At 70.9% G+C, this 24795-nt stretch carries 20 protein-coding genes, 3 tRNA genes and 3 pseudogenes; 11 read left to right on the top strand and 15 right to left on the bottom strand.

Annotation, left to right across the window (positions count from 1 at the left end):
• Window positions 1-7: 7 nt before the first annotated feature.
• The 3 genes and pseudogenes from A0130_08240 to A0130_08230 all read left to right on the top strand — a co-directional run bounded on the left by A0130_08240 (window position 8) and on the right by A0130_08230 (window position 3253).
• A pseudogene (locus tag A0130_08240) lies at window positions 8-828 on the top strand (hypothetical protein).
• On the top strand, window positions 825-1895 hold the full coding sequence (locus A0130_08235; protein ID ANF31661.1) for a nitrilotriacetate monooxygenase: 1071 nt from the start codon (window positions 825-827) through the stop codon (window positions 1893-1895). Before A0130_08240 ends, A0130_08235 begins: the two are co-directional and overlap by 4 nt.
• Complete coding sequence (locus tag A0130_08230) at window positions 1892-3253, top strand: F420-dependent methylene-tetrahydromethanopterin reductase (protein ID ANF31660.1); 1362 nt, start codon at window positions 1892-1894, stop codon at window positions 3251-3253. Before A0130_08235 ends, A0130_08230 begins: the two co-directional genes overlap by 4 nt.
• 145 nt (window positions 3254-3398) lie before the next feature.
• On the opposite strand, the gene A0130_08225 is transcribed toward A0130_08230, so the two are convergent.
• Window positions 3399-3803 carry a hypothetical protein gene (locus tag A0130_08225; GenBank protein ANF31659.1) on the bottom strand — a complete coding sequence of 135 codons (405 nt, stop codon included), beginning with the start codon at window positions 3801-3803 and terminating at the stop codon, window positions 3399-3401.
• Window positions 3804-3914: 111 nt separating this feature from the next.
• Here A0130_08225 and A0130_08220 point away from each other — a divergent pair, with 111 nt between their 5' ends.
• On the top strand, window positions 3915-4439 hold the full coding sequence (locus tag A0130_08220; GenBank protein ANF31658.1) for a hypothetical protein: 525 nt from the start codon (window positions 3915-3917) through the stop codon (window positions 4437-4439).
• A 33-nt stretch (window positions 4440-4472) separates the two neighbouring features.
• On the opposite strand, the gene A0130_08215 is transcribed toward A0130_08220, so the two are convergent.
• Entirely contained in the window at window positions 4473-5099 is a 627-nt protein-coding gene (locus A0130_08215) for a hypothetical protein (protein ID ANF31657.1), read from the bottom strand.
• A 516-nt stretch (window positions 5100-5615) separates the two neighbouring features.
• Entirely contained in the window at window positions 5616-5807 is a 192-nt protein-coding gene (locus A0130_08210; GenBank protein ID ANF31656.1) for a hypothetical protein, read from the bottom strand.
• Here A0130_08210 and A0130_08205 point away from each other — a divergent pair.
• Window positions 5775-6071 (top strand): annotated as a pseudogene (locus tag A0130_08205) (hypothetical protein). The gene A0130_08210 and the pseudogene A0130_08205 overlap by 33 nt on opposite strands.
• Before the next feature lie 7 nt (window positions 6072-6078).
• On the opposite strand, the gene A0130_08200 reads toward A0130_08205, so the two are convergent.
• Genes A0130_08200 through A0130_08190 form a run of 3 tightly spaced genes read right to left on the bottom strand, consistent with a single transcriptional unit; the run spans window position 6079 to window position 10497 of the window.
• Window positions 6079-7677 carry an MFS transporter gene (locus A0130_08200; protein ANF31655.1) on the bottom strand — a complete coding sequence of 533 codons (1599 nt, stop codon included), beginning with the start codon at window positions 7675-7677 and terminating at the stop codon, window positions 6079-6081.
• Window positions 7670-8956 carry a hypothetical protein gene (locus A0130_08195; GenBank protein ANF31654.1) on the bottom strand — a complete coding sequence of 429 codons (1287 nt, stop codon included), beginning with the start codon at window positions 8954-8956 and terminating at the stop codon, window positions 7670-7672. The genes A0130_08200 and A0130_08195 overlap by 8 nt, the downstream gene beginning before the upstream one ends.
• Window positions 8860-10497, bottom strand: coding sequence for a hypothetical protein (locus A0130_08190; GenBank protein ID ANF31653.1), 1638 nt, complete (start codon window positions 10495-10497; stop codon window positions 8860-8862). The genes A0130_08195 and A0130_08190 overlap by 97 nt, the downstream gene beginning before the upstream one ends.
• A 111-nt stretch (window positions 10498-10608) precedes the next feature.
• Between A0130_08190 and A0130_08185 the strand changes: the two genes are divergently transcribed.
• Genes A0130_08185 through A0130_08175 form a run of 3 tightly spaced genes read left to right on the top strand, consistent with a single transcriptional unit; the run spans window position 10609 to window position 11732 of the window.
• On the top strand, window positions 10609-10857 hold the full coding sequence (locus tag A0130_08185) for a gualylate cyclase (protein ID ANF31652.1): 249 nt from the start codon (window positions 10609-10611) through the stop codon (window positions 10855-10857).
• A gap of 30 nt (window positions 10858-10887) precedes the next feature.
• Complete coding sequence (locus A0130_08180) at window positions 10888-11457, top strand: mismatch-specific DNA-glycosylase (GenBank protein ANF31651.1); 570 nt, start codon at window positions 10888-10890, stop codon at window positions 11455-11457.
• A gap of 29 nt (window positions 11458-11486) precedes the next feature.
• Window positions 11487-11732: a hypothetical protein gene (locus A0130_08175; GenBank protein ID ANF31650.1), complete on the top strand. Its 246-nt coding sequence runs from the start codon at window positions 11487-11489 to the stop codon at window positions 11730-11732.
• A gap of 908 nt (window positions 11733-12640) precedes the next feature.
• Here A0130_08175 and A0130_08170 read toward each other — a convergent pair.
• The 4 genes from A0130_08170 to A0130_08155 all read right to left on the bottom strand — a co-directional run bounded on the left by A0130_08170 (window position 12641) and on the right by A0130_08155 (window position 15962).
• The gene (locus tag A0130_08170) at window positions 12641-13207 is read right to left on the bottom strand and encodes a hypothetical protein (GenBank protein ANF31649.1); all 567 of its coding nucleotides are present in this window, start codon (window positions 13205-13207) and stop codon (window positions 12641-12643) included.
• A gap of 98 nt (window positions 13208-13305) precedes the next feature.
• Window positions 13306-13983, bottom strand: coding sequence for a hypothetical protein (locus A0130_08165; protein ANF31648.1), 678 nt, complete (start codon window positions 13981-13983; stop codon window positions 13306-13308).
• On the bottom strand, window positions 13983-14612 hold the full coding sequence (locus A0130_08160; GenBank protein ID ANF31647.1) for a hypothetical protein: 630 nt from the start codon (window positions 14610-14612) through the stop codon (window positions 13983-13985). Before A0130_08160 ends, A0130_08165 begins: the two co-directional genes overlap by 1 nt.
• Window positions 14613-14615: 3 nt before the next feature.
• Complete coding sequence (locus tag A0130_08155; GenBank protein ID ANF31646.1) at window positions 14616-15962, bottom strand: multidrug transporter; 1347 nt, start codon at window positions 15960-15962, stop codon at window positions 14616-14618.
• Window positions 15963-16242: 280 nt separating this feature from the next.
• On the opposite strand from A0130_08155, the pseudogene A0130_08150 reads away from it, so the two are divergent.
• Window positions 16243-18063 (top strand): annotated as a pseudogene (locus A0130_08150) (beta-glucosidase).
• 458 nt (window positions 18064-18521) lie between these two features.
• Here the strand turns inward: A0130_08150 and A0130_08145 are convergent.
• The 4 genes from A0130_08145 to A0130_08130 all read right to left on the bottom strand — a co-directional run bounded on the left by A0130_08145 (window position 18522) and on the right by A0130_08130 (window position 21285).
• Window positions 18522-20594, bottom strand: a complete 2073-nt coding sequence (locus A0130_08145) for a hypothetical protein (protein ANF31645.1) — start codon at window positions 20592-20594, stop codon at window positions 18522-18524.
• A 360-nt stretch (window positions 20595-20954) separates the two neighbouring features.
• Window positions 20955-21030, bottom strand: a tRNA-Phe gene (locus A0130_08140).
• Window positions 21031-21090: 60 nt separating this feature from the next.
• Window positions 21091-21167, bottom strand: a tRNA-Asp gene (locus A0130_08135).
• Window positions 21168-21212: 45 nt separating this feature from the next.
• Window positions 21213-21285: transfer RNA gene (locus A0130_08130), tRNA-Glu, on the bottom strand.
• A 373-nt stretch (window positions 21286-21658) separates the two neighbouring features.
• Here A0130_08130 and A0130_08125 point away from each other — a divergent pair.
• Complete coding sequence (locus tag A0130_08125) at window positions 21659-22921, top strand: cell wall-binding protein (GenBank protein ID ANF31644.1); 1263 nt, start codon at window positions 21659-21661, stop codon at window positions 22919-22921.
• Entirely contained in the window at window positions 22914-24218 is a 1305-nt protein-coding gene (locus A0130_08120) for a peptidoglycan lytic protein P45 (protein ID ANF31643.1), read from the top strand. The genes A0130_08125 and A0130_08120 overlap by 8 nt, the downstream gene beginning before the upstream one ends.
• Window positions 24219-24299: 81 nt before the next feature.
• On the opposite strand, the gene A0130_08115 is transcribed toward A0130_08120, so the two are convergent.
• Window positions 24300-24791: an inorganic pyrophosphatase gene (locus tag A0130_08115; protein ANF31642.1), complete on the bottom strand. Its 492-nt coding sequence runs from the start codon at window positions 24789-24791 to the stop codon at window positions 24300-24302.
• Between the last annotated feature and the right edge of the window lie 4 nt (window positions 24792-24795).

Below are 24795 nucleotides of genomic sequence, written 5' to 3'. Positions count from 1 at the left end.
TGAGAACATGACCATCGCATCCGACACGACAGCGCCCGCCTTCGCGACCGAATGGCAGGCCTGGCACGACGCGCACGAGGCCGACCGCGCCTCCGCGCACGGCTTCCTCGCCATCACGGCCCAGCACTGGCTGACCGCGGAGCCCACGCGCTTCGACGGGCTGCCCGGCCGCTGGTCCACCGGCGAGGAGGGCGTCGTCGCCCTGCTCGACGCGGGGAGTCGCTGCTCGTGGACGGCGCGGAGGTCACCGGCCGTATCGTCTTCGGCCCGATCCCCGAACGCGGCGGACGAACCGCCGCATTCGGGGACACCCTCATCGAGATCGCCAAGCGCGGCGGGTACGACCTGCTGCGGCCGCGGCACCCCGGGCATCCCACCCGAGCCGGTTACCGCGGCACCCCGGCCTACGTGCCCTCCGAGAGCTGGGTGATCGAGGGACGCTTCGTCCCCTACGACGCGCCCGTCGAGGTGACGGTCGGCTCGGTCGCCGAGGGTCTGCAGCACGTCTACGCCGCGCCCGGCGAGATCGAGTTCCGTCACGACGGCGACGTGCACCGGCTGATCGCCTTCAACGGCTTCCGGCCGGGCTCGCTGCTGGTGCTCTTCACGGATGCGACGAGCGGCGTGACCACCTACCCCGCGAACCGCTCGCTGTCAGTCGCTGCCCCGGACGCCGACGGTCGCGTCGTCCTGGACTTCACCCGCGCGGTCAACCTGCCGTGCGCCTACACCGAGTTCGCCACCTGCCCGCTGCCGCCCGCCGGCAACCGGCTGCCCTTCCCGGTGGAGGCCGGGGAGCGCCTCCCGCACGAGAGGACCTCACGATGACCGGCTTCATCCTCGGAATCGAGCTCGACGGCGACGGCGCCCACCCGGCCGCCTGGCGTGCGGCCGCACACGCGCCGTCCGCCCTGCTCACCGGACGGCTGCACGCCGAGCGCGCGCAGGCCGCCGAGCGTGCCGGGTTCGTGTTCGCCACCTTCGCCGATGCGGCCGTGCCGCCGGCCGAGCCGGGCGGGATCCGGGCGCGGCTCGATGCCATCCAGCGCGCCGCCTTCGCCGCGCCGCTCAGCGGCAGCATCGGCCTGGTGCCGGAGGCCGGGACCGTCTACACCGAGCCGTTCCACGTCGCGACGCAGCTCGCCTCCCTCGACTACGCCGCGCGCGGCCGCGCCGGCTGGGTCGTGAGCGCCGACGACGACGCGGGCACCGCATCCCTCTACGGACGCGTCGGTCAGCCGGGACGACCGGCCGACGCCGTCGAGGTGGCGCGCCGCCTCTGGGACTCGTGGGAGACGGACGCGGTCATCCGCGACGTCCCGACCGGACGCTACCTCGACCGCGACCGGGTGCACCACATCCGCTTCGAGGGCGACGACTACTCCGTCGTCGGACCCTCCATCGTGCCTCGGCCGCCGCAGGGCGCACTGCCGGTGTTCGGTCCGGCGGCGCTCGCCGGCGACGCCGAGCTCGACGTGGCGCTCTTCGACGCCGACGGCGACGACCTCGTCGCGCGTGCCGCGGCCGAGGCCTCCCGCCTGCAGAGGCTGGGGCTGCTCGCCGTGCTCGACCTCGAGGTCGCGCTCGACGCCGCGGGCGTCCCCGCCGCCGACCGTGTGGCCGCACTCGACGCGCACACCCCGTGGGCCGGGTCCCGCGCCCGCTACGTCGGCGCGGCCGAGCCGCTCGCCGCCCTCCTCGCGGAGCTCGCCGCCGTGACCGACGGCGTCCGCGTCCACCCGGCCGTCCTCGACGTCGACCTGCCCGAGCTGGCCTTCGCCGTCCTCCCGCTGCTGCGCGTGAGCACCGCGCTCGCCGCATCCCACCCCGGAGGGACCCTGCGCGACGCGCTCGGCCTCCCCGCCGCCGTCAACCGCTACCAGGAGTCCGCATGACCGGCCCGACCGTCTTCCGCTTCGGCGTCTTCTTCCAGGGCGTCAACTTCTCGACCGTCTGGACCGAGCCCGAGAGCGGCTCGCAGACCGACTTCGAGTCGTTCCGACGCGTCGCGCAGACCGCCGAGCGCGGCCTGTTCTCGGCGTTCTTCCTCGGCGAGGGCCTCCGCCTCTGCGAGCACCTCGGCGCCCTGCACCAGCTGGATGTGGCCGGCCGCCCCGACGCGCAGACCCAGCTGGCCGCACTCGCCGCCGTGACCGACCGCATCGGCCTCGTCGCCACCCAGAACACCACCTACAACGACCCGCTCGACCTCGCGCACCGCCTCGCAAGCCTCGACCTCATCTCCGGGGGCCGCGCGGCCTGGAACGTGGTGACCACCGACAACGCGTGGACCGGCGAGAACTTCCGCCGCGGCGGCTACCTGGACCACGCCGACCGCTACCGGCACGCCGAGGCCGTTGTCGTGGCCGCGAAGAAGCTGTGGGACGCGTGGGATGCGGAGCTCGCTGAGTCCCCCGCCGCCGACGCCTGGACCGCCGACACCCCGTCGGAGCTCGTGGAGGTGGACACCGGCCACTACCGCGCGACCGGCCGCAGCCGCCTCCCGCAGAGCCCGCAGGGCCGCCCCGTCATCTTCCAGGCCGGCGACTCCGCCGAGGGCCGCGACTTCGCCGCGCGCCAAGCCGATGTGATCTTCTCCGCGCACAGCGCCTTCGACGACGCCAAGGCGTTCGCCGACGACATCCGCCAGCGCACGCTCAAGGCGGGACGCCCGGCAGGCGACGTGAAGATCTTCCCCGGCCAGGAGTTCATCCTCGCCGACACCGACGCGGAGGCGGAGGAGAAGGCGCGCTGGGTGCGCCGCAAACAGGTCACCCCGCAGACGGCGATCGCGTTCCTCGAGAACATCTGGGGCACCGACCTCTCCGCCTACGACCCGGACGGCCCGCTGCCGGCGATCGACCCGGTGCAGGAGGTCTCGGGCGAGACCCGCGGCGCCGGCTTCCGCGCGGCCCAGGCCAAGGCCACCGCCGACGCCTGGCGCGAGCGCGCGGCGGCCGAGAGGCTCAGCATCCGCGAGCTGGTCATCCGCCTTAACTCGGGCCGCGGCTTCGTCGGCAGCCCGTCGAGCGTCGCCGCCACCCTGCAGCGTTACGCCGACGCCCATGTAGTCGACGGCTTCAACATCACGCCGTGGCTGATCCCCTCGGGACTCGACGACATCGTGGACACGTTGGTGCCGCTGCTGCAGGAGCGCGGCATCTACCCGACCGAGTACGCGGGCGACACCCTCCGCGAGAACCTCGGGCTCGCGCCGGTCGGGCAGAAGCAGGAGGCCCGTCGCACGGCGTGACGCCGCTCAGCCGCTGGCCCAAAGTGGTGTACGGCGAAGGCGACGATCGTCGGAATGACGGCGATCCCGAGCGCGGCCAGGTTGCGGCGCGCGTCCCACACCAGCGGAGGCGTCGCGGATGCGCCCGTGGCGGCCCGGTCGGCGGTCACGTCATCGTCGCCGAGAGGCGGTCGAGGCAGTCGTTCCAGCCGTCGACGTGATTCGCCGCGGCCTCCTCGTCGGCGAAGCCGTCGTGCTGGACCGTCAGGAGCGTGCCGCCGCCCACCGGGTCGAACCGGAGGGTCGCTCGGGTCGCGCGGTCCTCGCCGTCCCACCGCCAGGTGAAGGCGAGCAGCCGGGGCGCGTCCACCTCGGTGACCCGGCCGGCCACGCCGAGATCGGCGATGGCGGAGCGGATGCGTACGGCGCCGTCCGGCACCGGATCGATGCGCGCCGTCGGCTCCATCCGCGGCGGCCAGAACCACGCGCTCAGCTCTTGCGGATCGGTGAACCCGCGCCAGACGCGCTCCGGCGGGACGGGGAAGGTGCGCTCGACGGTGAGGGAGACCATGCGCACATCCTGCACCGGTCGATCGGGGGCGCACCACTGTCTTCCCGGCTCCTCCCCTCGAGTGCCATAGTCCGACCGACCGCAGGTGCGGTCGAGTGAGAGGAGTGGGAGATGGCTGACAAGAATCTGGTGCTCGTGGTCGGCGCCTACGACGACGAGAGCGCGGCCGAGGCCGACTACCAGTCCCTGAAGGACGACCAGGCCGCAGGGCAGTTCGACATCGTCGGGGCGGTCGTGATGAGCCGCGACGACGACGGCAAGGTGGAGGTCAAGGAGCACGAGTCCGGCACCGTCGGGAAGGGTGCGGCCTGGGGCGCCGGAGCGGGCGTCGTGGTCGGGCTGTTCGCGCCTCCGCTGTTGGCGGCGACCGCGGTCGGGGCCGGCATCGGCGCTGTCATCGGCGCGTTCCGCAAGCGCCACGACGAGAAGCAGATCGGCGTCGACGTCGACGAGTACCTCCCGAAGGGCTCGTCCGCCGTCATCGCGGTGGTCGACGACCAGTGGGCCGACCGGGTCGAGAACGCATTGGTGAAGGCCCAGAAGCGCATCTCGAAGGCGATCGACTCCGGCGACTACGACGAGCTGCAGAAGGCGATCCAGAAGTCCCAGGAGGATCTCGACAAAGCGTCGTCCTGAGCGGGACCGCGCGCTGAGCGCGGCAAGCGGTCGTCAGGCGGCGACGACCGCCTCCTCCTCCGCGGGCGTCGCCGCGACGGTGTCGTCGGCCGCGCGGCGGCGGCGGAGGGTCAGCAGGTGGCTCACGCCGATCAGCCCGAGCCCGACGGTCGCCCAGAGGGCGAGGCGCAGCCCGTCGAAGCCGAAGGCCTGGCCGGGGAAGTACGTCAGCGCCCGGACCGCGTCGAGCCAGGCCGCCCCGTTCCAGAACGTGTTGAGCCCGGCGAAGAACCACGGCATGAGGTTCTGCGGGAAGATGCCGCCGCTGCTGGTCACGTTGAGCATCACGAACAGGAGCGTCAGCGCGGGCGTGGTCCACCGCCCGATGAGGGGATGCAGCCCGACGCCGATGGTGACGATGCCGAACACGTAGAGCGAGGCGAGCAGCCAGATGCTCCACTCGTTGGCGCTCAGCACGTGGAAGACCGGACCGGCGACCACCGCGCAGAGCCCGGCGACCAGGAGGGACGCGGCGGCCGAGACCGCGATGCGCCACCCGATCGCCAGCTTGGCGGTCACCGCCGCGATGGCGATCGCGCTGGAGTAGCCGCCGACACTGAGCGCCACCATGAGGAAGAACAGGCCCTGCCCGGTGCCGTCGTCGGTCGGGACCGGCCGCACGTCGTCGATCGTGACCGGCAGGCGCTGCTGGTAGGCGATCGGGAGGAACAGCTTCTCGGCGGCCGACGCCTCGGTCTCCGACGAGGCGGTGGAGATGTGGATGACGGCCTGCGTCGTCCCCGGCTCGTAGGCGGCGGCGATCGTGCCGTGCGCGAGCTGGTCGCGTGCGGCACTGACGGTCGGACGGTGGTCACGTCGAGCGCGGCCGGCGCCTTGTCGTTCATCGTCTGCGCGAACACCTCGGCTGCCGGGCCCTGTCCCACGATGGCGACCGGGAGGTCGTGCGGCTGCGGCGCGTGGAAGGCGCCGAGGTAGGCGAGCGCCATCCCGACCGCGAGGAACAGTGGGATCACGATGTGCGAGCCGAGCGCCTTCCAGAAGGCGGCCGGCGGCCAGAAGCGCGGACGGGCGGCTGCGGCGGGAAGGGGCGTGATGCGATGCGTCGACATACGGGAGGGATCCTCTCAAGTTGCGTAATGCAACCTACGACTATATGTTGCAGAACGCAACTCGGCGCTAGACTCGGACCATGACCCGGGATGCGCGCACCGCCTCCATCGCCCGCGTCCAGCGCGAGCTGACGACCATCGGCCGCCGCGGCACCGCGCGCGTGCGGCGCGAGAACGAGGGGCTGTCGATCGTCGACCGGTCGCTCCTCGCGTACATCCGCGAGCACCCGGATGCCGCGCGGTCGAGATCGCCGCCCATTACGAGCTCAACCGCTCCACCGTGTCCCGCCAGCTGGCGGCGCTCACGGAGAGCGGCTACGTCGTGAGCGCTCCGGAGGAGCACGCCGGACGCGGCCAGGCGTTGCGCATCACCGAACGCGGCGTCGGCGTGCTCGACGCGGCGGACGACGCCCTGCGGGTCACCATGACGGGCCGGTTGCGGGAATGGAGCGAAGCCGAGATCGCCGCATTCGCTGCGATGCTCGAGCGCTACAACGCCGCTGACGGCGACGGACGCGACTGAGGACGGGTCAGGTTGCCCGTCGCTGCGCGACCGGGTCCGCTTTCGGAACGGTCTTCGGCAGGTTGCGGGAGAAGAACAGCGCGGCGCACGAGATCAGCGCGACGGTGACGAAGGAGAGCCGAAGCGCGGAAAGCTGCGACTCCGAGTAGAGGTGCTGCAACGTCGCGCTGTCCTGCTCCGACAGTCCATGCTCGGAGGCGATGCGCGGGACGTCCGCGACGGCGACCACGCCGACGCCGTCCCGGCTCTCCTGCTGCACCTGTGTCTGCACATCCTGCGGCAGCTCGCTCGCGGCCACATTCGCAGCGAACGAGCTGGACAGCGCGGCGATCATGACGGATCCGACCAGGGCCGTCCCGAGCGATGAGCCGAGGTTCTGGAACACGCCCTGGATGCCTCCGGCCTCGCTCAGCTGGTCAGGCCCGACCGACGACATCGTCACGTTCCCGAGCTGCGACGCCAGAAGGCCGAGGGCGGCACCGGCGATGAACATGCCCGCCCCGAACTGCCAGGTGTTGAGGTCGGGTGTCACGGCGGCGAGGAGCACCAGGCTGGCGCCGACGAGCGCGAGCTGTCCGATGCGCGCGATGCGTCGCGGCGGCATCCGCCGGGCGAGCGCCGTCCCCACGATCGAGAAGAGCACCAAGGCGACGGAGAGAGGGAAGATCCGCAGCCCGGTCGTGAGCGCATCCAGGCCGAGGGTGAGCTGGAGGTAGATCGGCACGACGAAGAACAGCCCCGCGGTCACGGTGTACTGCAGGCCGAGGCTTCCCACCCCAGCGCGCAACTGTCGGATGCGCAGCAGGCCCGGATCGAGCAGGGGCGCTCGCCCGCGTGCGATCAGGGAGCGCTGGCGGACGAAGAACAGCCACAGCACGACCGACCCTCCTGCGACGAGAAACGGGACGGGTGAGAGGCCGAGCACGGACACGTCGGTCGACGGGAGGACCCATCCCCACGTCTTCGTCTGCAGCAGGCCCAGGACGACCAGCACCAGGCCGACGGCGGAGAGCAGCACGGACAGCGCGTCGATGGCCACTCTCTCGCGCTCGCCGCTGTCACGCACCACCCGGCTGAACAGGAGCACCACGGCCATGATGACGACCTCGCCGGCGAAGACGTACCGCCAGCTCGCGTAGGTGGTGAGGAACCCGCCGATCAGAGGACCGACCGCGACGGCGACCCCCGATGCGGCACCGATCACGGCGAACGCCGTCACCCGCGCGTGGCCGGTGTAGTTGTCGGCGATCAGGGCGGCGATCGCCGGGATCACCAGCACCGCCCCGAGGCCTTCCACCACCGACCAGCCGACGAAGAGCACGGCGATATTCGGGCTGACCGCCGTGGTCCCCGAGCCGATCGCGTAGACGATGGAGCCGATCACCAGGGCGCGGCGCCTGCCCCAGATGTCGCCGAGCTTGGCTCCCAGCAGCATGAACGCGGCCATGGTGAGCGTGTAGAAGGTGATGGTCGTCTGCATGGCGGCGATGGTGGTGTCCAGGTCCTTCACCACCGTCGAGATGGACACGTTCATCACCGTGCTGTCGAGGACCATCACGAACTGGGCGGCGCCGAGCACCGTCACCGCACCCCATCGTTCAGACATCCCGTCTTCCTCCGACTCGTTCTCCTGCCGACCACGCGGCGATCTCCGACCTGCGCGTCGCGCCGAGCTTGGCGAGGATGTGCTCGACGTGGGTCGCGACCGTCCGGGACGAGATGTGGAGCACGTCCCCGATCTCGCGGTTGGTCGCACCCGTCGCGACCAGCGTCGCCACCTCGCGCTCGCGGGCGCTCAGCACGCTGGTCTCCGCGCCGTCCGCCAGCCGCTCCTCCAGGGCCGTGGCCCGTGAGAGCACCGCCCCGGCGCCGCACTCCTCGGCCCGGCGACGCGCTTCGGCGACCAGCGACGCCGCCTCCGCGGGGCTGCGGCTGCGCCGGGCGCACTCGGCGAGGTCGAGCAGCGCCTGCGTCCCCTCCCACCAGCGGCCCAGCGCATCCCACCCGGCGGAGGCCGACCCCAGCAGCTCCTTCGCCCGGCTGATTCCGCGTTCCGATAGGGCGACGAGGCCCTGCGCGTGCGCGACGGCGTGCTCGGTGCCCGGGATGCCGCGCTCGCCCACCAGCGCCCCCGCGCGCTCCACCCACTCCCGCGCGCCCGTGACGTCCCCTGCGGCGACCCGCGCACGCGTCGCCGTGACCAGGAACGGGAACAGGTACGCGGCGTCCGCGATGCGCGCGGACTCCCGGTACCCCCGCTCCGACAGCTCGATCGCGGTCGCGTCGTCACCCCGGGCCAGGGCGACCTCCGCCAGCCCCCACAGGGCGGGCGAGAGCCGCTGCAGCTCCCGCATCCGCTCGCCGATCGCCGCCGCCTCGCCCAGCAGCTCGTGCGCCGTCGTCAGGTCGCCGTGCGCGAGGGCGACGTAGCCGAGCACGTGCAGCGCGGTCACCTCGGTCGTGATGCCGCCGCGGCCGTCGGCGCGCGCCCGCTCCGCGCGCGTCACCGCGGTGTCGAGCCGTCCGGTCGCCCACTCGACGTGGGCGAGGTGCGCCTGGAGATAGTGAGCGTCGTTCCACCGCTCGATCCGCGACGCGTAGGCGATGCCCTCCCGCAGCCACTCCATCCCGCGGCTGTACACGAGCAGGACGGACGCGCTCGAGCCCGCCATCCGGTAGGCGCGCGCGGCCGTCGCCTCCAGTCCGAGCGACGCGGCCTCCCGCGCGGACGAGTCGAGGAGGTCCCAGCCCTCCTCTCGGCCGGCGAAGACGAGCACGGCGCCGCGGGTCACGTCCACCGCGAGGCGCTCGGCGACGTCGTCCTCGAGCAGCGGTCGCGCCTCGGTCGCGAAGGCGAGCGCGTCGTCGAGCCGCCGGTCGAGCATCGCGGCGGCGGCCAGCGCGGCGAGCAGGCTCCCGCGGACGAGCGCCGTGCGGCCGGTGGCCGCGGGTTCAGGCGCGCGAGCGCGTCCTCCAGCGTCGCCGCCCGCGAGGCGTAATCGGCGCCGAGCAGATGGCGCGCCGCCACCAGCGCCGGGACGACCGCCGCAGCCTCCACCTCGTCGCCGGCCTCCCGGTACAGCTCGATCGCACGGGCGAACTCGCGCTCCGCGTCCTCGTTGGCGTCGGAGGCGGCCAGCTCCGACCCGAGGAGGCGGTGGAGCTCCGCGCGCTCGCCGACGGCGGTGCCCGACGGCACGGTCCGTTCGGCGCGGCGGTAGAGGCCGACCGCCTCGCGGTGCGCCGACAGGGCGGAGGCGCGCTGGGCGGCGGTGCGGGCGGCGCGGTACGCCTGATCGGCCCGGCCCGCCCGCTCCAGGTGGGCGGATCGCACCGCGTCGGACAGTCCGGGGGCGACCTCGACGACGCGAGCATGCAGCCTCCGCCGCAACGGCCCGGGCAGGTCGGCGTACACCGCGTCCCGGATGAGGGCGTGGCGGAAGTCGTAGCCCGAGCCCGCGGGGACCACGAAGTGCAGGCGCACCAGCTCGTCGAGCGCCGCATCCACCTCGCCGGGTGTCCCGTCGTCGTCCGAGACGACCGCCGTCAGGGTCTCCGCGTCGAACTCGCGCCCGATCACCGCCGCCGCCGCGATCGCCGCGCGCGCGTGCGGGTCGAGGGCCGCTGTCCGCGCGACCACGGCGTCGCCGACCGTGTCAGGCACCGCGTCCACCCCGACCGCCACCAGCTCTTCCACGTGCAGCGGGATGCCGTCGGCGGCCGCATACAGCCGGTCCACGTCCTCCTCCGCGGGCTGCTCCCCGGTGATCGAGGCCAGCATCGAGCGCGTGCCCTCGCGGCCGAGCCGGGTCAGCAGCAGCTCCTCGGCCTGCCGGTGGGCGAGGAGCTCCAGCCGCCACGAGGTGAAGCTCGCGTCCGCCGCCGGGTCGTCGGTCCGGTGGGTTGCGACGATGAGGGACGGCAGCCGGTCGAGCGCCGCAGCGGCCCGACGGAGGGCGTCCAGGCTCAGCTGGTCGGCCCAGTGGAGGTCTTCCAGGCGCACGAGGAAGGGCGTCGCGAGCGCCCGGGTCAGCGCGTCGGCGAGCTCCGCCACCAGGAGCCGGCGCCGGGCTGAATCGGAGGTCGTCGCCGACACCGCCTCGGCGACCAGCGCCTGCACCCGCTCGGCCGTCTCGTCGTCGCCCGCCGCGCGGAACCCGGCGGCCAGCCCGCCCAGCAGGAGGCCCGGCGTGTCCCGGTCGCCCGCGAACGCCTCCGCGCGCACGACCCGGCCGCCGGCACGGGTCGTCAGCTCATCGAGCAGCCGGGACTTGCCGATCCCCGCCTCGCCGCCGAGCAGCAGCAGGCCGCCGTGTCCGGCCGCAGCCTCATCCCGCCGCCGCACGGCGAAGTCCAGCTCGTCGTCGCGGCCGACGAGCAGTGGGCATACCCGGGCGGTCCCACCCGGCGGCGACGCCGCGCGCATGGCCGCAGCCTAGCCGTGCTCCGGCGCCCGTGGGCCTCCCGGGATCGGCAGGATGACGGATGCCGCGCGCCGTCTCCGCGAGCACAGTGGATGGGAGGAAAGGAGCCGATCATGGCACAGTTCATCGACATCCACGACGGATTCGTGGGCGTCACCCGGGATCAACTGCAGGAGGCGCACGACGCCGACGCCGCCATCGAGGGGGAGGAGGGGATGCACATCGAGCGGGCGTGGCTCGACCCGGTCAGCGGCAAGGTGTTCTGCCTGTCCACCGGCCCGTCGAAGGAGGCGCTCATGAGCATCCACGAGCGCGCCGGCCACCCGACCGACCAGGTCTACGAGGTCAGCATCGAGGTGTGAAGTCGCTCGCCGCGATGCCAGAGTGAGGGCATGAGCTATACCCGCGATCAGCTCGCCGCGTTCACCGGAGCGACGCTCCCCGACCTGATCCCGCACCCGACGCGGCTGCTGATCGTGGGCATCAACCCGGGACTCCTCACGGTGGCGGTGCAGGCGCATTTCGCCCGCCGGGGCAACCGCTTCTACAAGGCGCTCCACCTCGCCGGCATCACCGACCATGTGATCGACGCCTCGAACGGCTTCGACCCGGCCGACGTGCGCCAGCTCGAGGAGCTGGGGATCGGGATCACCTGCATCGTGACGGAGGCGACGGCGCGGGCCGCCGAACTGTCGGCCGCGCAGCTCACGCAGGGCGGGGTCGCCCTGCGTGAACGGGTCGCCGAGCTCCGCCCGACCGTGGTCGCGATCCTCGGGATCAGCGCCTACCGCATCGCCTTCGACGCCCCCACGGCCACCCTCGGCCGACAGGGCGACTGGGGCGACTCGCAGGTCTGGGTCGTGCCGAACCCCAGCGGCCTCAACGCCCACGCGACGCTCGACGCGCTCGCGACGGCCTACCGCGAGGTCGCGGTGGCCGCCGGCATCGCGGTGCGCCCGTAGCTCACCTGCCGATGACCGACTCGGGATGGATGAACGGCAGCATCGCGACGCACAACGTGATGCTGACGCACATCCCGACCACCGGGGCCACCCACGCGCGGCCGGGCCGGAACAGTTCGAGGAGCCACGTGGCGGAGCCGGTACAGCTCGTCGCGCCCGATGGTCGCGTCGAGGCTCAGCGCATGGGTGAAGGCGGTCGCCACCAGGGCGACAGCGATGACGGCATGCGCCAGGAGCAGCCGGCCTACCGCCGATCCCGAGCGACGGCGCGGTAGCGGCGCATCGTCGGCGTCCATCCCCATGTCCTGATGCTAACGACGTACGTCCGCGCCGCGCGTCCCTCCATCACCTGCCGGGTTGGCGCACCCGTCGCTCGGCCTGAGCGCATGGCACTACCGCACGCCCCCACGGCTGTGTAGACGACAGGCTCGTGCGGATGGTGAGGGAGTCGCGGGCGCTCCCGTCCGCGCCCTCCGCCTGAGGCGTGTCGCTCAAGAGTCTGATTCTTGCGTCAAACAATGATCGGGGCCGGGCCGAGTCTCGCGGAGAGGCGGTAGAGATGTGGAGTGATGGGCTTGGCGCGGGCTGCGTGGAAGCATTCGGCTGCCACGCCGGCAGTGCGGTGATGAATTCGGTGTCATCGACGGCACACATGATCCCGGCCTCGCGCGCTTCGAGTTGAACCAGCGCTAGAAGACGGTGATGAACCATCCCTCAGGCTGCGATCACCCTTATTCGGGGTCGGTGACCAGGGCGTACTCCAGGGTCTCGTCGCACCATCCGATGAGACGGAAGAGTTCGGGCTCGCCGCCGAACCCTTCGCGGGTGAATTCGGCGGGTGCGCGTCCGTTGTCGAGGGGCACCCGATCCCAGGCTGCTGTCCTCCGGCCCGGGTAGATGAGTATTGCCGGGGCCCATGCCGCGTGACCGCGCCGGAAGCGAGTGGGAGAGGCCGTTGCGCGATGGCGCGGGCCTATAACGTCCCGAGCGCTGAGGAACCCGGTGGTGGACGTGGCGGGGCGAGGCATCGATGGCATGGAAGTCCTCCTTCACCCTCGCAGACGTGTGACGGCTGCCGGCCATGACGCTCGACGCCGATCATTGAGAGCCTTTTCAGGATCGGCCCCCCGTGGTCCGCGGCCGGACTCGGCTCTGACAGGGGGGAGTGCCGAAGGCCCGGTCCTCACTGCTCGAGCTGGGCGGTGAGGACGAGGTTGTTCTGCGACGGCGTTCCCTGCGGGTTCTGCAGGCAGGTGATGAGCACGAGTCGACCAGGCGTGTCCGACCATACGTCACTTCGGTGTGCGAGATCGGGCTTCGAGATGACCTCGGTGCCTGTCACCCGGTAGGTGTCCGCGCCGACGGAGATCGTCGCGCCGATCGAGACGGCCGAGCGCTGGTTCTTCACGTCGATGAGGGCGTTGCCGGGAGCGAGACCGCCGCCTCGGATGGAGTGGGTCAGCAGGAAGAGCGTCCCCGCCTCCGGCTTGTCGAGCGCCGTGCCGTGGTTCCGCAGGTGGTACACAGAAGTGAAGCCCGGTGGCTCGATATCGGCGGCGGTCGCCGTGAGCTCCTCCATGGCGACGTCGAGGCCGACCGAAGGCACAGCGAAGCGGACACCGGCGACCGGCTCCGGCGCGGCGGCCGCGACCGCTTCCGGTGAGAGTGTCGCGTCGTCGGTCGAGACGGGGTTGCCCCGCAGATCGACCGTTCCCTCGGCTGTGCCGTGGGGCGTCAGCACGAGTGTCATCACTCCGACCGCTGCGAGGATGAGTGCAACCCCGGCAAGCAGCTGCGGCCAGGCGCGCCGCCGCCGGGACGGCGCGCCTGTCGTCGTGCGCCGGGTGCTCATGATGCCGTCCGGTCCGCGGTCGCCCGCGGGTTGACGGTGACCTCGAACCAGAAGGAGATGATCCGGCTGAGGAAGAGGGAGGCGAGCAGAAGCACGGCGACGGTTCCGAAGATGTGCGGGTCGAATCCGTGCACACCGCTGGTGAGCACGATGCCGATGAGGCTGCCGACGAAGGTCACCGTCCCGCCGGCGAGCCGCATCCCACGGCTCCCCACCGCGATGGAGGAGATGAGCGAGATGGCCGCGAGCGTCGCCGCGGCGACCGTCGCGTAGGCGGCGACCCACTGTGCGAAGTACGAGCCCCACCCGAGGGAAGCGAGGGCGGCGGCTACCAGGATGAGCGTGCGCCCGACTTCCACCGCCAGCAGGGGTCGGCGGGGCTCGGGCCGGCCGCCGCCGTCCGCCGCCGGGCTGAGATGCAGCCGGTTGCGCACGAACAGGAAGCCGGCTGTGGCCAGGATGAACAGCAGCGCGCCGAGAGGGCTCACGCTGGCAAGGCTCTCGCCGGTCGGGTAGAGCCAGAGGAGGCTCGCGCCGACGAGGATCATCGCCAGGTCGACGAGAATCACTCCGGCGGTCCGCATCGCGTCGAGTCGGAAAGAAGTCTCGGGGTTGCCGACCAGCCGCGATCGGAGAGCGGGGGCGACGGCGCGGAGGCTGTCGTGGATGCGCATCATCGCTCCTCTCCCTCCCGGGCCGACTCGCGGGCCGCGGCCTTCGCGAGCTTGCGCGCCTGGCGCTGCTTCCTCGGCGAGAGGACCATGAGCGCGACCACGCTGGCGACCGCGAAGCCGATGATGCCGAAGGCGGATCCCAGCACCCCGTGACTCAGCTCGTAGCCCGGGTGGAGTCCCCACGTGCGGGTGGAGAAGGCGATGAAGACGAGGCGAAGCATGTTGACGACGACCAGGAAGACAGCGCCTACGATCGTCGCACCCGCCCAGCGGCGCCAGCTCACGCGGGTGAAGCCGAGCATGACCGCCATGAGCAGCAGGAACGGTGCCAGGAGCACGTACACCGCGCACTGCTCGGTGACTTGGAGGGCGACATGGTAGGGGCCGTCCGCCGACGGGAAGAAGATGCTGTCCTGCAGTGGGCTCGCGCCCCCGTCCATGAAGAGGTTGGCGACGGTGGATGCGATCCACGCCTCGGCGACGCGGGTGGCGTAGCCGAAGACGATCAGGCCGGCCACCACGGCCGCGAGGGCGGCCGCGATAAGGAGCCGGAGGGCCCGGATCGGGGTGAACCAGCGCTGCTTTCCGGCGGGGCGCGGGGCAGTGAGGTCGGTGGTTGCGGTGGTCATGGTTCAGCACTCCTTTGCGACGACGCCGATGCGGATGGTTTCGGCGTTCCTACGGGTTTTGGCCCAGCCCTTCTTTCCGGTGATCACTCGGAAGAAGGCGCGGGACAGGGAGACGTACAGGTAGAAGACGTAGAGCCACATGCCGAGGCCCCACAGGACGCCCTTCCACAGCGGGGCGTCGGGCTCGCACGTCTTGCGGTAGACCGGCCCCCAGAGGAAGAACGGTCCGACGCCGAACAGCGCGAACAGGATGGCGAGCCCCCAGTTGTCCGTGAACAGTGCGGTGGTCGTGCCGTTCAGGAAGGAGGCGAAGCCGGTGACGGTGAGGTAGATCCAGGTGAAGAAGCCGATCAGCTGGATGAAGGGCAGGATCAGGTAGTAGCTGCTCTCGAGCACGCCGGCGCTCGAGATGTGCGGGGACACCACGATGTCGCGCACGTAGCGGACGCACTGGATGTTGCCCTGCGACCACCGCGTGCGCTGGGTGGCGAACCGGCGGAAGTTGGGGAGCGCCTCCTGCGACACGTACGTGTCGTGGACATGGCGGTTCTCGTAGCCGGCGAGCAGCACGTGCACGCCGAGCTCGTAGTCTTCGAGCAGTGAGCCGTGCCAGGGCTGGCCGTAGGACTCCTTGATCGCATCCAGGGTCGACAGCCGGGTGAACTGTCCGTTGCCGCCGAGGCCCACGGTGCCGGTGCGCTCGCGCAGCGACTGCATGGCCGCGATCATGGTGCGGAACTCGATGTCCTGCATCCGGATGAGGAACCGCGCCGCCGCGTTGACCAGTCGACCGCGGTGCGGGTACGGCGCGCGATCGTTGCGGTTGCGCATCCGCACGGTGACTTGCGCGGCGCCGACCTTCGGGTTGCCGAAGACGTCGTCGCCGGCGACCTGGGCGAGCGCGTTGGGCGCGAGGTGGCCGTCCGCGTCGATGACGGTGACGACGATCGCCGAACGATCGGCGTCGGCGGGGAGGAAGGCGTCGAGGTGCGCGTAGGCGGCGTTCAGCGCGTCGCCCTTGCCCGTTCGGGCGTGCGGGCGGCGTCGCTGCACCAGGTGCACGTGGTCGTCGGTGGATGCGGCCTCGCTGACGATCGCTGCAGTGGCGTCGTCGCTGTCATCGTCGATCACCCACACGTGAGCGTCGGGGAAGTCGCCGCGGAGCCGCTCGATCGTCTCGGCGATGACAGCCTCCTCGTCGCGGCACGGCACGAAGAAGTGCCAGCCGAACACGGTCGGGTCGCCTGCCGGCTGGCGGCGACGGCGGAGGAACGGGATCAGGATCGTGATCACGTAAACGCAGAACGAGACGACGAGGATCGTCGAGATGGCACTCACCAGGAGGAACATCGGGTTTCCTTTCTCATTCGGGCGAATGAGTCATCGGGTCGCAGCCGCGCGCTGGCCTGTTCGGGTCAGGTGGGTTCGACGTTGCCGCTCATCAATAGAGACGTTGCGCAGCCCCCTCGCCTTACGCGTCTCCTCCATCCGTTCAGGAAACGTCGCCCGGTGCCGGCCGGCCTCACCCACTACCGCGCGGCCGGCGCGGCTGCTAATCTCGCCGCAATCCGGCGAAGGCGCTGAGTGCACGAGTTCCGATCCCCGCAAGGAGCCGAACGTGAACATCCGGATGCATCCCCGCACGATCGCGGCCACGGCCGCCGCTCTCGTCGGCGCCGCCCTCATCGTGGGAGTCCCCACGTCGGCGAACGCGGCGCCCCTTCCGTATCAGGATCCGACCGAGAGCGTTCCGACGCGGGTCGCCGACCTCCTGGGCCGGATGACGCTCGACGAGAAGATCGGCCAGATGACCCTCATCGAGCGGCGCTGGCTGTCCGACGACGGGCTCGCGAGCGGAATGGTCGGCGCCGGGTTCTCGGCGGGGACCTCGGCACCGGCGAGCAACACCGTCGCCGGCTGGGAGGACATGTACGACGGCTTCCAGCGGGCCGCCCTGCGCAACCGCCTCGGCATCCCCATGCTGTACGCGATGGATGCCGTGCACGGCGCGGGCAACGTGCACGGAGCAACGATCTTCCCGCACAACATCGGCCTCGGTGCGACGCACGACCCCGCGCTCGTCCAGCGGATCGGGCACGCGGTCGCCCAGGAGGTCAGCGCGCTCGGCATCGACATGAACTTCGCGCCGACCGTGGCCGTGGTCCGGAACGACCGGTGGGGGCGCACCTACGAGTCGTTCGGCGAGGATCCCGCGCTCGTCTCGTCGATGACGACCATGGTGACCGGGGAGCAGGGCTCGTCGCTGTCGGCCCCCGACTCCATCCTGGCGCTGACCAAGCACTTCGTCGGCGACGGCGGGACGACCGGTGGCGACGACCGCGGGAACACCCAGCTGAGCGAGGCCGAACTGCGGGCCATCCACCTGCCGCCGTTCCAGGAGGCCGTTCGCCGCGGCGTCTCGGCGGTGATGGTGAGCTATTCGAGCTGGAACGGCGCTCGCCTCCACGGCGACAAGTACCTCCTCACCGACGTGCTGAAGAAGGAGCTCGGCTTCTCCGGCATCCTCGTCTCCGACTACGGCGGCGTCGACTATCTGGACGGCGACAAGACCACCCTGTCGGCCTACGACGTGCGCACGGCCGTCAACGCGGGCATCGACCTCGTGATGGTGCCCGACGAGTACTCGTACTTCCACGCCGAACTCGTCGCCGAGGTGCACGCCGGCCGGGTCTCGAGGGCGCGCATCGACGACGCCGTCTCCCGCATCCTGACCAAGAAGTTCGAGAAGGGGTTGTTCGAGCACCCGTACGCGGACCGATCCCTCGCGGGTCAGGTCGGCTCGTCCGCGCACCGCGCACTCGCCCGCCAGGCCGTCGCCGAATCGACCGTCGTGCTGAAGAACGACCGCGGGCTCCTGCCGCTGCCGAGGAGCGCGAGCAAGGTCTTCGTCGCCGGAAGCGGCGCGAACGACATCGGCCAGCAGTCCGGCGGCTGGACCATGGGGTGGCAGGGCTCGCTCGGTCCGATCGAGCCGGGGACGACGATCCTCGGCGGGATCCGCGCCGCCGTGTCCCCGGGCACCACGGTCACCTATTCGCCCGACGGGTCCGGCATCGACCAGAGCTACCACGATGCCGTCGTCGTGGTCGGCGAGAAACCGTACGCGGAGTACGAGGGCGACGACACCGGCGATATGCGGCTGAGTGCGATCGACCGGGCCCTGATCGATCGGGTCAGCGCGTCCGGCGTCCCGGTGACGCTGGTGATGCTGAGCGGACGCCCGCTCGATATCGACGAGCTGCTCGGGTCCGTCCGCGCCGCCGTCGAGGCGTGGCTGCCGGGCACGGAGGGCGCCGGCATCGCGGACGTCCTCTACGGCGCGGTCCCGGCGACGGGAACGCTGCCGGTGACGTGGATGCACGACGCCGGCCAGCAGCCCATCAACGCGGGAGACGGGCAGAACGCCCTCTTCTCCGCCGGCTACGGACTCCATCCCACGACCGGCCAGTCCGCGTACGACACGATCGGCGCCGTCTACTACGACGACCAGCGCGGCACCGCCACCGAGAACTGCGCAGACACGGCGTGCGGCCGCGCCCTCGCCCACCTCGCCGACGGCGACTTCGCCGGCTGGTTCGACGTGGACTTCGGGAGCACCGCCCCGGCATCGGTGTCCGTGCGCCTCGCCTCCGGCGCCACCGCGACGGGGACCATCGAGGTGCGCACGGGGTCTCCCGCCGGAGCGGTGCTCGCCCGCATCCCCGTCTCGTCGACGGGTGGATGGCAGAACTGGGTGACGAGGACGACCCGCCTCGCCCTCGCGCCGACGGGGTCGCAGCGGGTGTACCTCCGCTTCGTCGGCGCAGGCACGGGGACCGCGAACGAATTCGTCAACGTGAACTGGCTGGTGTTCTCGAGGGGGTGAACGACGAATCCCCGCGTCCTGAGTCACCCGCAGGGCGTGAGCGCAGCGACGTCCGATGTGAGCGTCGCCGTCCCTCCGATGAGGACGACTTGCGTCGCGCCGAGGCCGTTGATTTGTGAGAGCACCTGTTGCGGGACGCACCCGGGCGGCACCGAGTAGAGCGGTGCCACAGCGATCCCTCCGGCCCACGGCCCGGCGCTGAGCGCGTCGGGGAAATTGGTCCCGGTCGCGAGGAACACGGTGGTGGACCCCGGCTGGGCTCCGTTGGTCCCGCTGGTGTTGTAGAACCCCTCATTGAGCCGCTCTGCCGTTTCGTAACGGTCCTGACCGGCCCAGCGCGACACGACCGCTCCGCCGGTGCTGAGGTCGGCCTCGACACCGCTCGAGACGCTCGCCGGGCCGCCTACGATGTCGACACGGGACGGACCGAGCGCGTTCAGCGCGGTGACGTCGGCGTCCGAGAGCCACGGCTCGCGCCCGTCGAGGAGGAGGATGGGCTCCCGGAACGATGCCGCGACCGCTCCTGCAGCCAGTGCATCCGGGAAGTTGATGGCGGTGGCGATGAACACGCCGTCGGAGCCATCGGGGAAGGCGTTCGCGGCGACAGCGCGGCTTGTGGCGTAACGGTCGGCGCCCGCCCAGCGCACCGTGTCGGACACCAGACCGCGCAGTGCGCTGAACACCGACGTGCTCACGGATGCCGTCCCGCCGACGACGACGATCTTGCTCGGCTTCAGCCGGGAGATTTCGTCCGAGACCTGAGCGGGGAGCCAGCCGGGCGCGGTCAGCAGAACCGGGCCGCCCATCGCAGCCGCCGCGGGCCCGGCCGAGAGGGCATCCGGGAAGTTCTGCCCGTTCGCGATGAACACGACAGGCGCACCGGCCGGATACTCCTGCTCGGACACCGCTACCGATGTGCTGTACCGGTCGTCGCCTGCAACGCGATCGATGCCGATCACCCGTTGCGAGTACGCCTTGGTGACAGCCCCGCCGATGGCATCGGTGGCGGTGATCGAATACGAGAACGTGCCACCGGCCGCCGGCACGCCCGAAAGGATGCCGCTCGCGCCGTCGAGTGCGATGCCCGTGGGGAGGGTCCCGCTGGTGACGGCGTAGGCGATCGCGCCGACCCCGCTAGCGGCGAGCCGCTCCGAGTACTCCACGCCTTGCACCAGTGAAGCCGAGGGTGCAGCGGAGGTGATGGCGATCGGTGCAGAGTACACACGGATGTCGAGCGCGGTCGGCATGTACACATTGCCGGTCGACTGATTGACGGCGAGTTGCTCTCCGGAACCGGCTGTAGAATCTAGAACATCGCCGACGACGGTGTTCGTGGCACCGTCCACGTCGACGAGGTCGCTCGGGAATGCGGCGATGAACACCTGGTCCGTGGCGGTGTTCACGGCGGTTTTCCCGCCATTGGGAATCGTCCCGATGATCGTGTCGGTCGCTCCGCTGACGATCGTCTCGACCAGCAGGCCACCCGCGACGTTCGGCGGTTGACCCCACGTATACACATCGTTGTTCGCCTCGTCGGCTGTGACGCCGTACACCGTGCCGCTGATCGGGACGCTTGCCCGGACGGTGGCGGTGGCGCCGTCGATGACGGCCAGACCCGTGCTGGATGTCGCGTATACCGTGTTCGTGACACTGTTCACCGACACCCACGCCGTCGCCGGCACCGCGATGGACGTCACAGCATTCGTCGCGCCGTCCAGGACGAACACGGCACCTGCCGACGCCAGGTACACGCGGCCAGTCTGCGGATTGACCGCGACCCCCGTCGCCACCGCCGGCAGAGCGATCGTCGCGGTGATCGTGTTCGTGGAACCGTCGATCACCGCAACCTGGGCGCTCGACGGGCTGATGACGTAGACGGCGTGCGTGACCGGGTCGACGGCAACAGATTCTTGGCGGAGGGAGCCGGTTGGGAACCCGAGCGGGATGGCCGCGATCAGTGCGTTCGTGGCGCCGTTTATCACGTCCAGTTCCTCGGACCTGTAACCCGACGAGTAGATGATTCCGGTCGAACTGTCGACGGCGACGGACATCGAGCCTGCAGCGGGCGTGATGGGGTTCGTGGGGACCAGGCCCACCGAGATCGAGGCAGATGCAGGTGCCGCGAACCCGAGCAGGGCGGTGAGGGCAGCCAGCGCACTTGCGCTCGCGATCAGAGGGGTGAGAACACGGCGGTGTCCCGACGCGATTCGGATCAAGTGCGCTCGTTCCTCGAAGCGCTCGGCCGAGCGCACGGACGCTCATACTCGCGGATGCGTCAGGGTGTGTAAACACCCCCGTTTGGGCGCTCCTGCTGTCGTCCGGCACGCGCGGCCCCGGCCAGGCCGCGGAGGACGCCGCGTCTGCGATCCGGGCCCTGCTCTAGAGCCCGCAGAGCGTCGCGGGCGGGTTGGCAGTACGCCGAGAAGAAAAACCCCCGGCTGACCGGGGGTTTCCTCTGGTGGCTCCGACCGGCATCGATCCGGTGACCTTTCGATTTTCAGTCGAACGCTCTACCAACTGAGCTACAGAGCCAGGGGATGCTCTCGCATCCACCTAGACGGAAGCCCTTCCGTTCGGAAGGGCTTGTCGCCGTGGCGACCCTGACGGGACTTGAACCCGCGACCTCCGCCGTGACAGGGCGGCACGCTAACCAACTGCGCTACAGGGCCTCGATGTGTTGCTTTTTGAATTGTAGTGGACGACCCGTTGGACCGTGACCCCAACGGGATTCGAACCCGTGCTACCGCCGTGAAAGGGCGGCGTCCTAGGCCGCTAAACGATGGGGCCGGATCGTCTCGGAGGGCTTTCGCTCCCGTTGACCACCGACGAACAAGCATACGGAAGGTTCATCGTTAATGCGAATCGGGCTCGGATCCCGGGCGGGTCGACGCCGTCTGGCCGCTGATCGGCCGGTTTCGGGCCGCTTTCCGGTTCACGCAACGCCACCCGGAAATCCCTTAGACGGCCGCGTTCGCCCCGTAGTCTGCGGGCCAGGCGGTCCCCCGGCCGCCCGCGTGAGCGCACGCCCCCGACCACCGTCCGGCCGCCTTCTCTCGGGGCGATCCGGGCCCCATGTTGCTAGAGTGGCGCATGTTGACCGTGGGACCCGTGTGACTTGTGCGACCAGAGTGGAAGCGGAAGCGAGCGGGTCGGTAACCCTATGAGACGCGAAACGAGCCCCCCGACCTCCCCGAGCGGCCCCCGCCGCCGGGCGGTGCGCGCTGCCCTCGCCGGCCTGGCCGTGGCGGTCGTCACCGCCGTCGGCGCCGTCGCCGCCCCCGCCTACGCCGACAACTACCCGTCCTGGCAGGACGTGCAGAACGCCAAGGCGAACGAGGGGGCCGCGTCCGCGCAGGTGAACCGCATCAACGGCCTCATCGCGCAGCTCAAGCAGGAGGTCGCGGATACGCAGGCCGCCGCCGTCAAGCGCGGCCAGGAGCTCGAGGCGGCGCAGGCTGCGCTCGACAACGCGACCATCGAGCTCCTCAACCTCGAGACCCAGGCCGCCGCGAGCAAGAAGAAGGCGGACGACGCGAGCACCCAGGCGGGCAAGCTCGCCGCACAGCTCTACCGCACCGGTGGCCGCAATCTGACCGCCAATCTCTTCCTCAGCGGCAACCACGCGACCTCGACGAGCCCGGAGAAGCTGCTCAACGACCTGGGCAGCATGTCCAAGCTCGTGGAGCAGTCCAACAAGGTCTACACGGACGCCAAGTCCGCGCAGAACACCGCCAAGGCCCTGGCCGCGCAGGCCGATGAGAAGAAGGCGGAGCGCGAGAAGCTGCGCGTCGCCGCCGAGGCCGCCATGCAGGCCGCGATCGCGGCGGCGAAGGCCGCGCAGGACAAGCTGGCCGAGCAGCAGAAGCAGATCGTCATCATGCAGGCGCAGCTCGCCGCCCTCAAGGACGCCACCGCCAAGACGGTGGCCGGCTACGAGGCCGGCGTCGCCGCCGCCGCGGCCGCAGCTGCGGCGCGCGGTTCGGGCGGCCTGCCCGGCGGCTACGTCGGACCGCAGGGCTGGGCGGTGCCCGCCGCCGGTCCCATCACGGACGGCTTCGGCGCGCGTCCGTCCCCGGGCGGCGTGGGCAGCACGTACCACCTCGGAATCGACATCGGCGCCTCCTGCAACGCGCCCATCTACGCCGCCCACGAGGGCACCGTCATCTACGCGGGCCCGAACGGCAGCTACGGCAACTTCGTGCTGCTCGACAACGGCAGCGCCGTCAAGACCGGCTACGCGCACATCCGCAACGGCGGCATCCTCGTCGGCATCGGCCAGCACGTCGGCGCCGGCCAGCCGATCGCCCGCGTCGGCACGACCGGCGCCTCGACCGGCTGCCACCTGCACTACGAGGTCCGCATCAACGACGTCAAGATCGACGGCATCCCGTTCATGAGAGATCGGCAGGCACCCCTTGGCTAGCGACAACGAGAAGACCAGCCGGGTGCGCCCGGGCCTCGCGATCGGCGCGGGCGTGATGGGCGCGGTCACCGCATCCATCGGCATCGTCGCGCCCGCGCAGGCGGTCGACTATCCGTCGTGGAACGACGTGCAGCAGGCGAAGAACAACGTCGCAAACCAGCAGGCGATGATCGACAACATCACCCAGCTGATCGGCGGCCTGCAGTCCAGCGTGGATGCGGCGCGCGTCGCATCCGAGAAGGCGGCGGAGGCCTACTTCCAGGCGAAGGATGCGCTGTCCGCGGCGACCGCGAAGGCCGACGACCTGCAGAAGCAGGCCGCCGAGGCCGCCGACAAGGCCAAGACGTCGAAGATGCGCGCCGGCCTGCTCGCCTCGCACCTGGCGAAGTCGGGCGGGGGAGACGTCACCACCGACCTCATGCTCAAGGGCGGCGGCTCGGGCTCGGCGGCGGACAAGCTCCTGTTCCAGCTCGGCACGATGAGCAAGCTCACCGAGCAGTCCAAGGCCGTCTACGACCAGGCCACGAAGGACAAGAACACTGCCGACGCGCTGACCGCGCAGGCCAAGGCGGCCAAGACCGAGCGCACGAAGCTCGCCGACGAGGCCGACAAGGCGCTCGCGGCGGCACAGGATGCGCAGGCCAAGGCGCAGGCGGCGCTCGCGACCCAGCAGCAGAAGTCCACCGAGCTGGTCGCGCAGCTCGCGACGCTCAAGAACACCTCGGCGCAGACCGAGGCGGCGTACCTCCAGGGCGAGCAGGTGAAGGCGCAGCAGGAGGCGGCGCGCAAGGCCGCCGAGGCAGCTGCCGCTGCGGCCGCCGCTGCCGCCGCGAACCGGCCCCCCGTGTCGTCCGGCGGAGGCGGCTCCGCGCCCGCGTCCGGCGGCGGATCGGCCCCCGCAGCCCCCGCGGCACCGAACGGCAACGTGGTCGACACCGCCATCGCCTACGCGCGCGCCCAGCTCGGCAAGCCGTACATCTTCGGCGGAGAGGGTCCGGTCGGCTACGACTGCTCGGGCCTCACGATGAAGGCGTACGCCTACGCCGGCCTGTACATCGGCTCCCACTCGGTCAACAACCAGTACTACACGGCGGCGAACCGGGGTCAGCTGGTCTCGTACAACGCCAAGCAGGCGGGCGACCTCATCTTCTGGGGCGACGGTCCCGGCGACTTCTACCACGTGGGCATCTACATCGGCGGCGGCAGGATGATAGCCGCCCCCACCGAGGGCGACGTGGTCAAGATCCAGTCCGTCTGGGGCTCACCCTGGTACCTGGTCGCGCGCCCAAGCGCCTGACCCCACAAGCTCGCGAGCACACGAAAAACGCTCCCGATCGAGATGATCGGGAGCGTTTTTCCTGTGCTCGGCGGCTGAGGGTCAGTGGCCCTCGGCGGCCAGCTTCGCGATGGCCTTCTGGACGAGGGAGTCCGCCTCCGCGGCGTCGCCCCAGCCCTCGATGTTGACGAACTTGCCCGGCTCGAGGTCCTTGTAGCGGGCGAAGAAGTGCTCGATCTCCTTGCGGGTCTGCTCGGGGATGTCGTTCACATCCTGGATGTGCTGCCAGCGCGGGTCCTTGTAGGGGACGGCGATGATCTTCGCGTCGCCGCCGGCCTCGTCGCTCATGTTCAGCACGGCGACCGGGCGGACCTTCACGCCGACGCCCGGGAACACCGGGTACTCGAGCAGCACGAGGGCGTCCAGCGGGTCGCCGTCGTCGCCGAGGGTGTTCTCGAAGAAGCCGTAGTCGGTCGGGTAGACGAAGCTGGTGAACAGCACGCGGTCGAGGTACACGCGACCCGTCTCGTGGTCCACCTCGTACTTGTTGCGGCTCCCCTTGGGGATCTCGATGACGACGTCGTATTCGGCCATGCCG

Source organism: Leifsonia xyli (assembly GCA_001647635.1).
Taxonomy (GTDB): domain Bacteria; phylum Actinomycetota; class Actinomycetes; order Actinomycetales; family Microbacteriaceae; genus Leifsonia; species Leifsonia xyli_A.
This window is presented reverse-complemented; position numbering and strand designations above follow the sequence as displayed.

Excerpts from the sequence above, each read along its gene's own strand:
- A0130_08170 (ANF31649.1), bottom strand. The coding sequence starts at position 13,207 with ATGACACTCGTGCTGACGCCCCACGGCACAGCCGAGGGAACGGTCGAT.
- A0130_08235 (ANF31661.1), top strand. The coding sequence starts at position 825 with ATGACCGGCTTCATCCTCGGAATCGAGCTCGACGGCGACGGCGCCCAC.
- A0130_08175 (ANF31650.1), top strand. The coding sequence starts at position 11,487 with ATGAACGGCAGCATCGCGACGCACAACGTGATGCTGACGCACATCCCG.
- A0130_08165 (ANF31648.1), bottom strand. The coding sequence starts at position 13,983 with ATGCGCATCCACGACAGCCTCCGCGCCGTCGCCCCCGCTCTCCGATCG.
- A0130_08200 (ANF31655.1), bottom strand. The coding sequence starts at position 7,677 with ATGTCTGAACGATGGGGTGCGGTGACGGTGCTCGGCGCCGCCCAGTTC.
- A0130_08115 (ANF31642.1), bottom strand. The coding sequence starts at position 24,791 with ATGGCCGAATACGACGTCGTCATCGAGATCCCCAAGGGGAGCCGCAAC.
- A0130_08210 (ANF31656.1), bottom strand. The coding sequence starts at position 5,807 with ATGGGCGGCGATCTCGACCGCGCGGCATCCGGGTGCTCGCGGATGTAC.
- A0130_08230 (ANF31660.1), top strand. The coding sequence starts at position 1,892 with ATGACCGGCCCGACCGTCTTCCGCTTCGGCGTCTTCTTCCAGGGCGTC.
- A0130_08195 (ANF31654.1), bottom strand. The coding sequence starts at position 8,956 with ATGCTCGACCGGCGGCTCGACGACGCGCTCGCCTTCGCGACCGAGGCG.
- A0130_08190 (ANF31653.1), bottom strand. The coding sequence starts at position 10,497 with ATGCGCGCGGCGTCGCCGCCGGGTGGGACCGCCCGGGTATGCCCACTG.
- A0130_08160 (ANF31647.1), bottom strand. The coding sequence starts at position 14,612 with ATGACCACCGCAACCACCGACCTCACTGCCCCGCGCCCCGCCGGAAAG.
- A0130_08125 (ANF31644.1), top strand. The coding sequence starts at position 21,659 with ATGAGACGCGAAACGAGCCCCCCGACCTCCCCGAGCGGCCCCCGCCGC.
- A0130_08155 (ANF31646.1), bottom strand. The coding sequence starts at position 15,962 with ATGTTCCTCCTGGTGAGTGCCATCTCGACGATCCTCGTCGTCTCGTTC.
- A0130_08180 (ANF31651.1), top strand. The coding sequence starts at position 10,888 with ATGAGCTATACCCGCGATCAGCTCGCCGCGTTCACCGGAGCGACGCTC.
- A0130_08185 (ANF31652.1), top strand. The coding sequence starts at position 10,609 with ATGGCACAGTTCATCGACATCCACGACGGATTCGTGGGCGTCACCCGG.
- A0130_08220 (ANF31658.1), top strand. The coding sequence starts at position 3,915 with ATGGCTGACAAGAATCTGGTGCTCGTGGTCGGCGCCTACGACGACGAG.
- A0130_08225 (ANF31659.1), bottom strand. The coding sequence starts at position 3,803 with ATGGTCTCCCTCACCGTCGAGCGCACCTTCCCCGTCCCGCCGGAGCGC.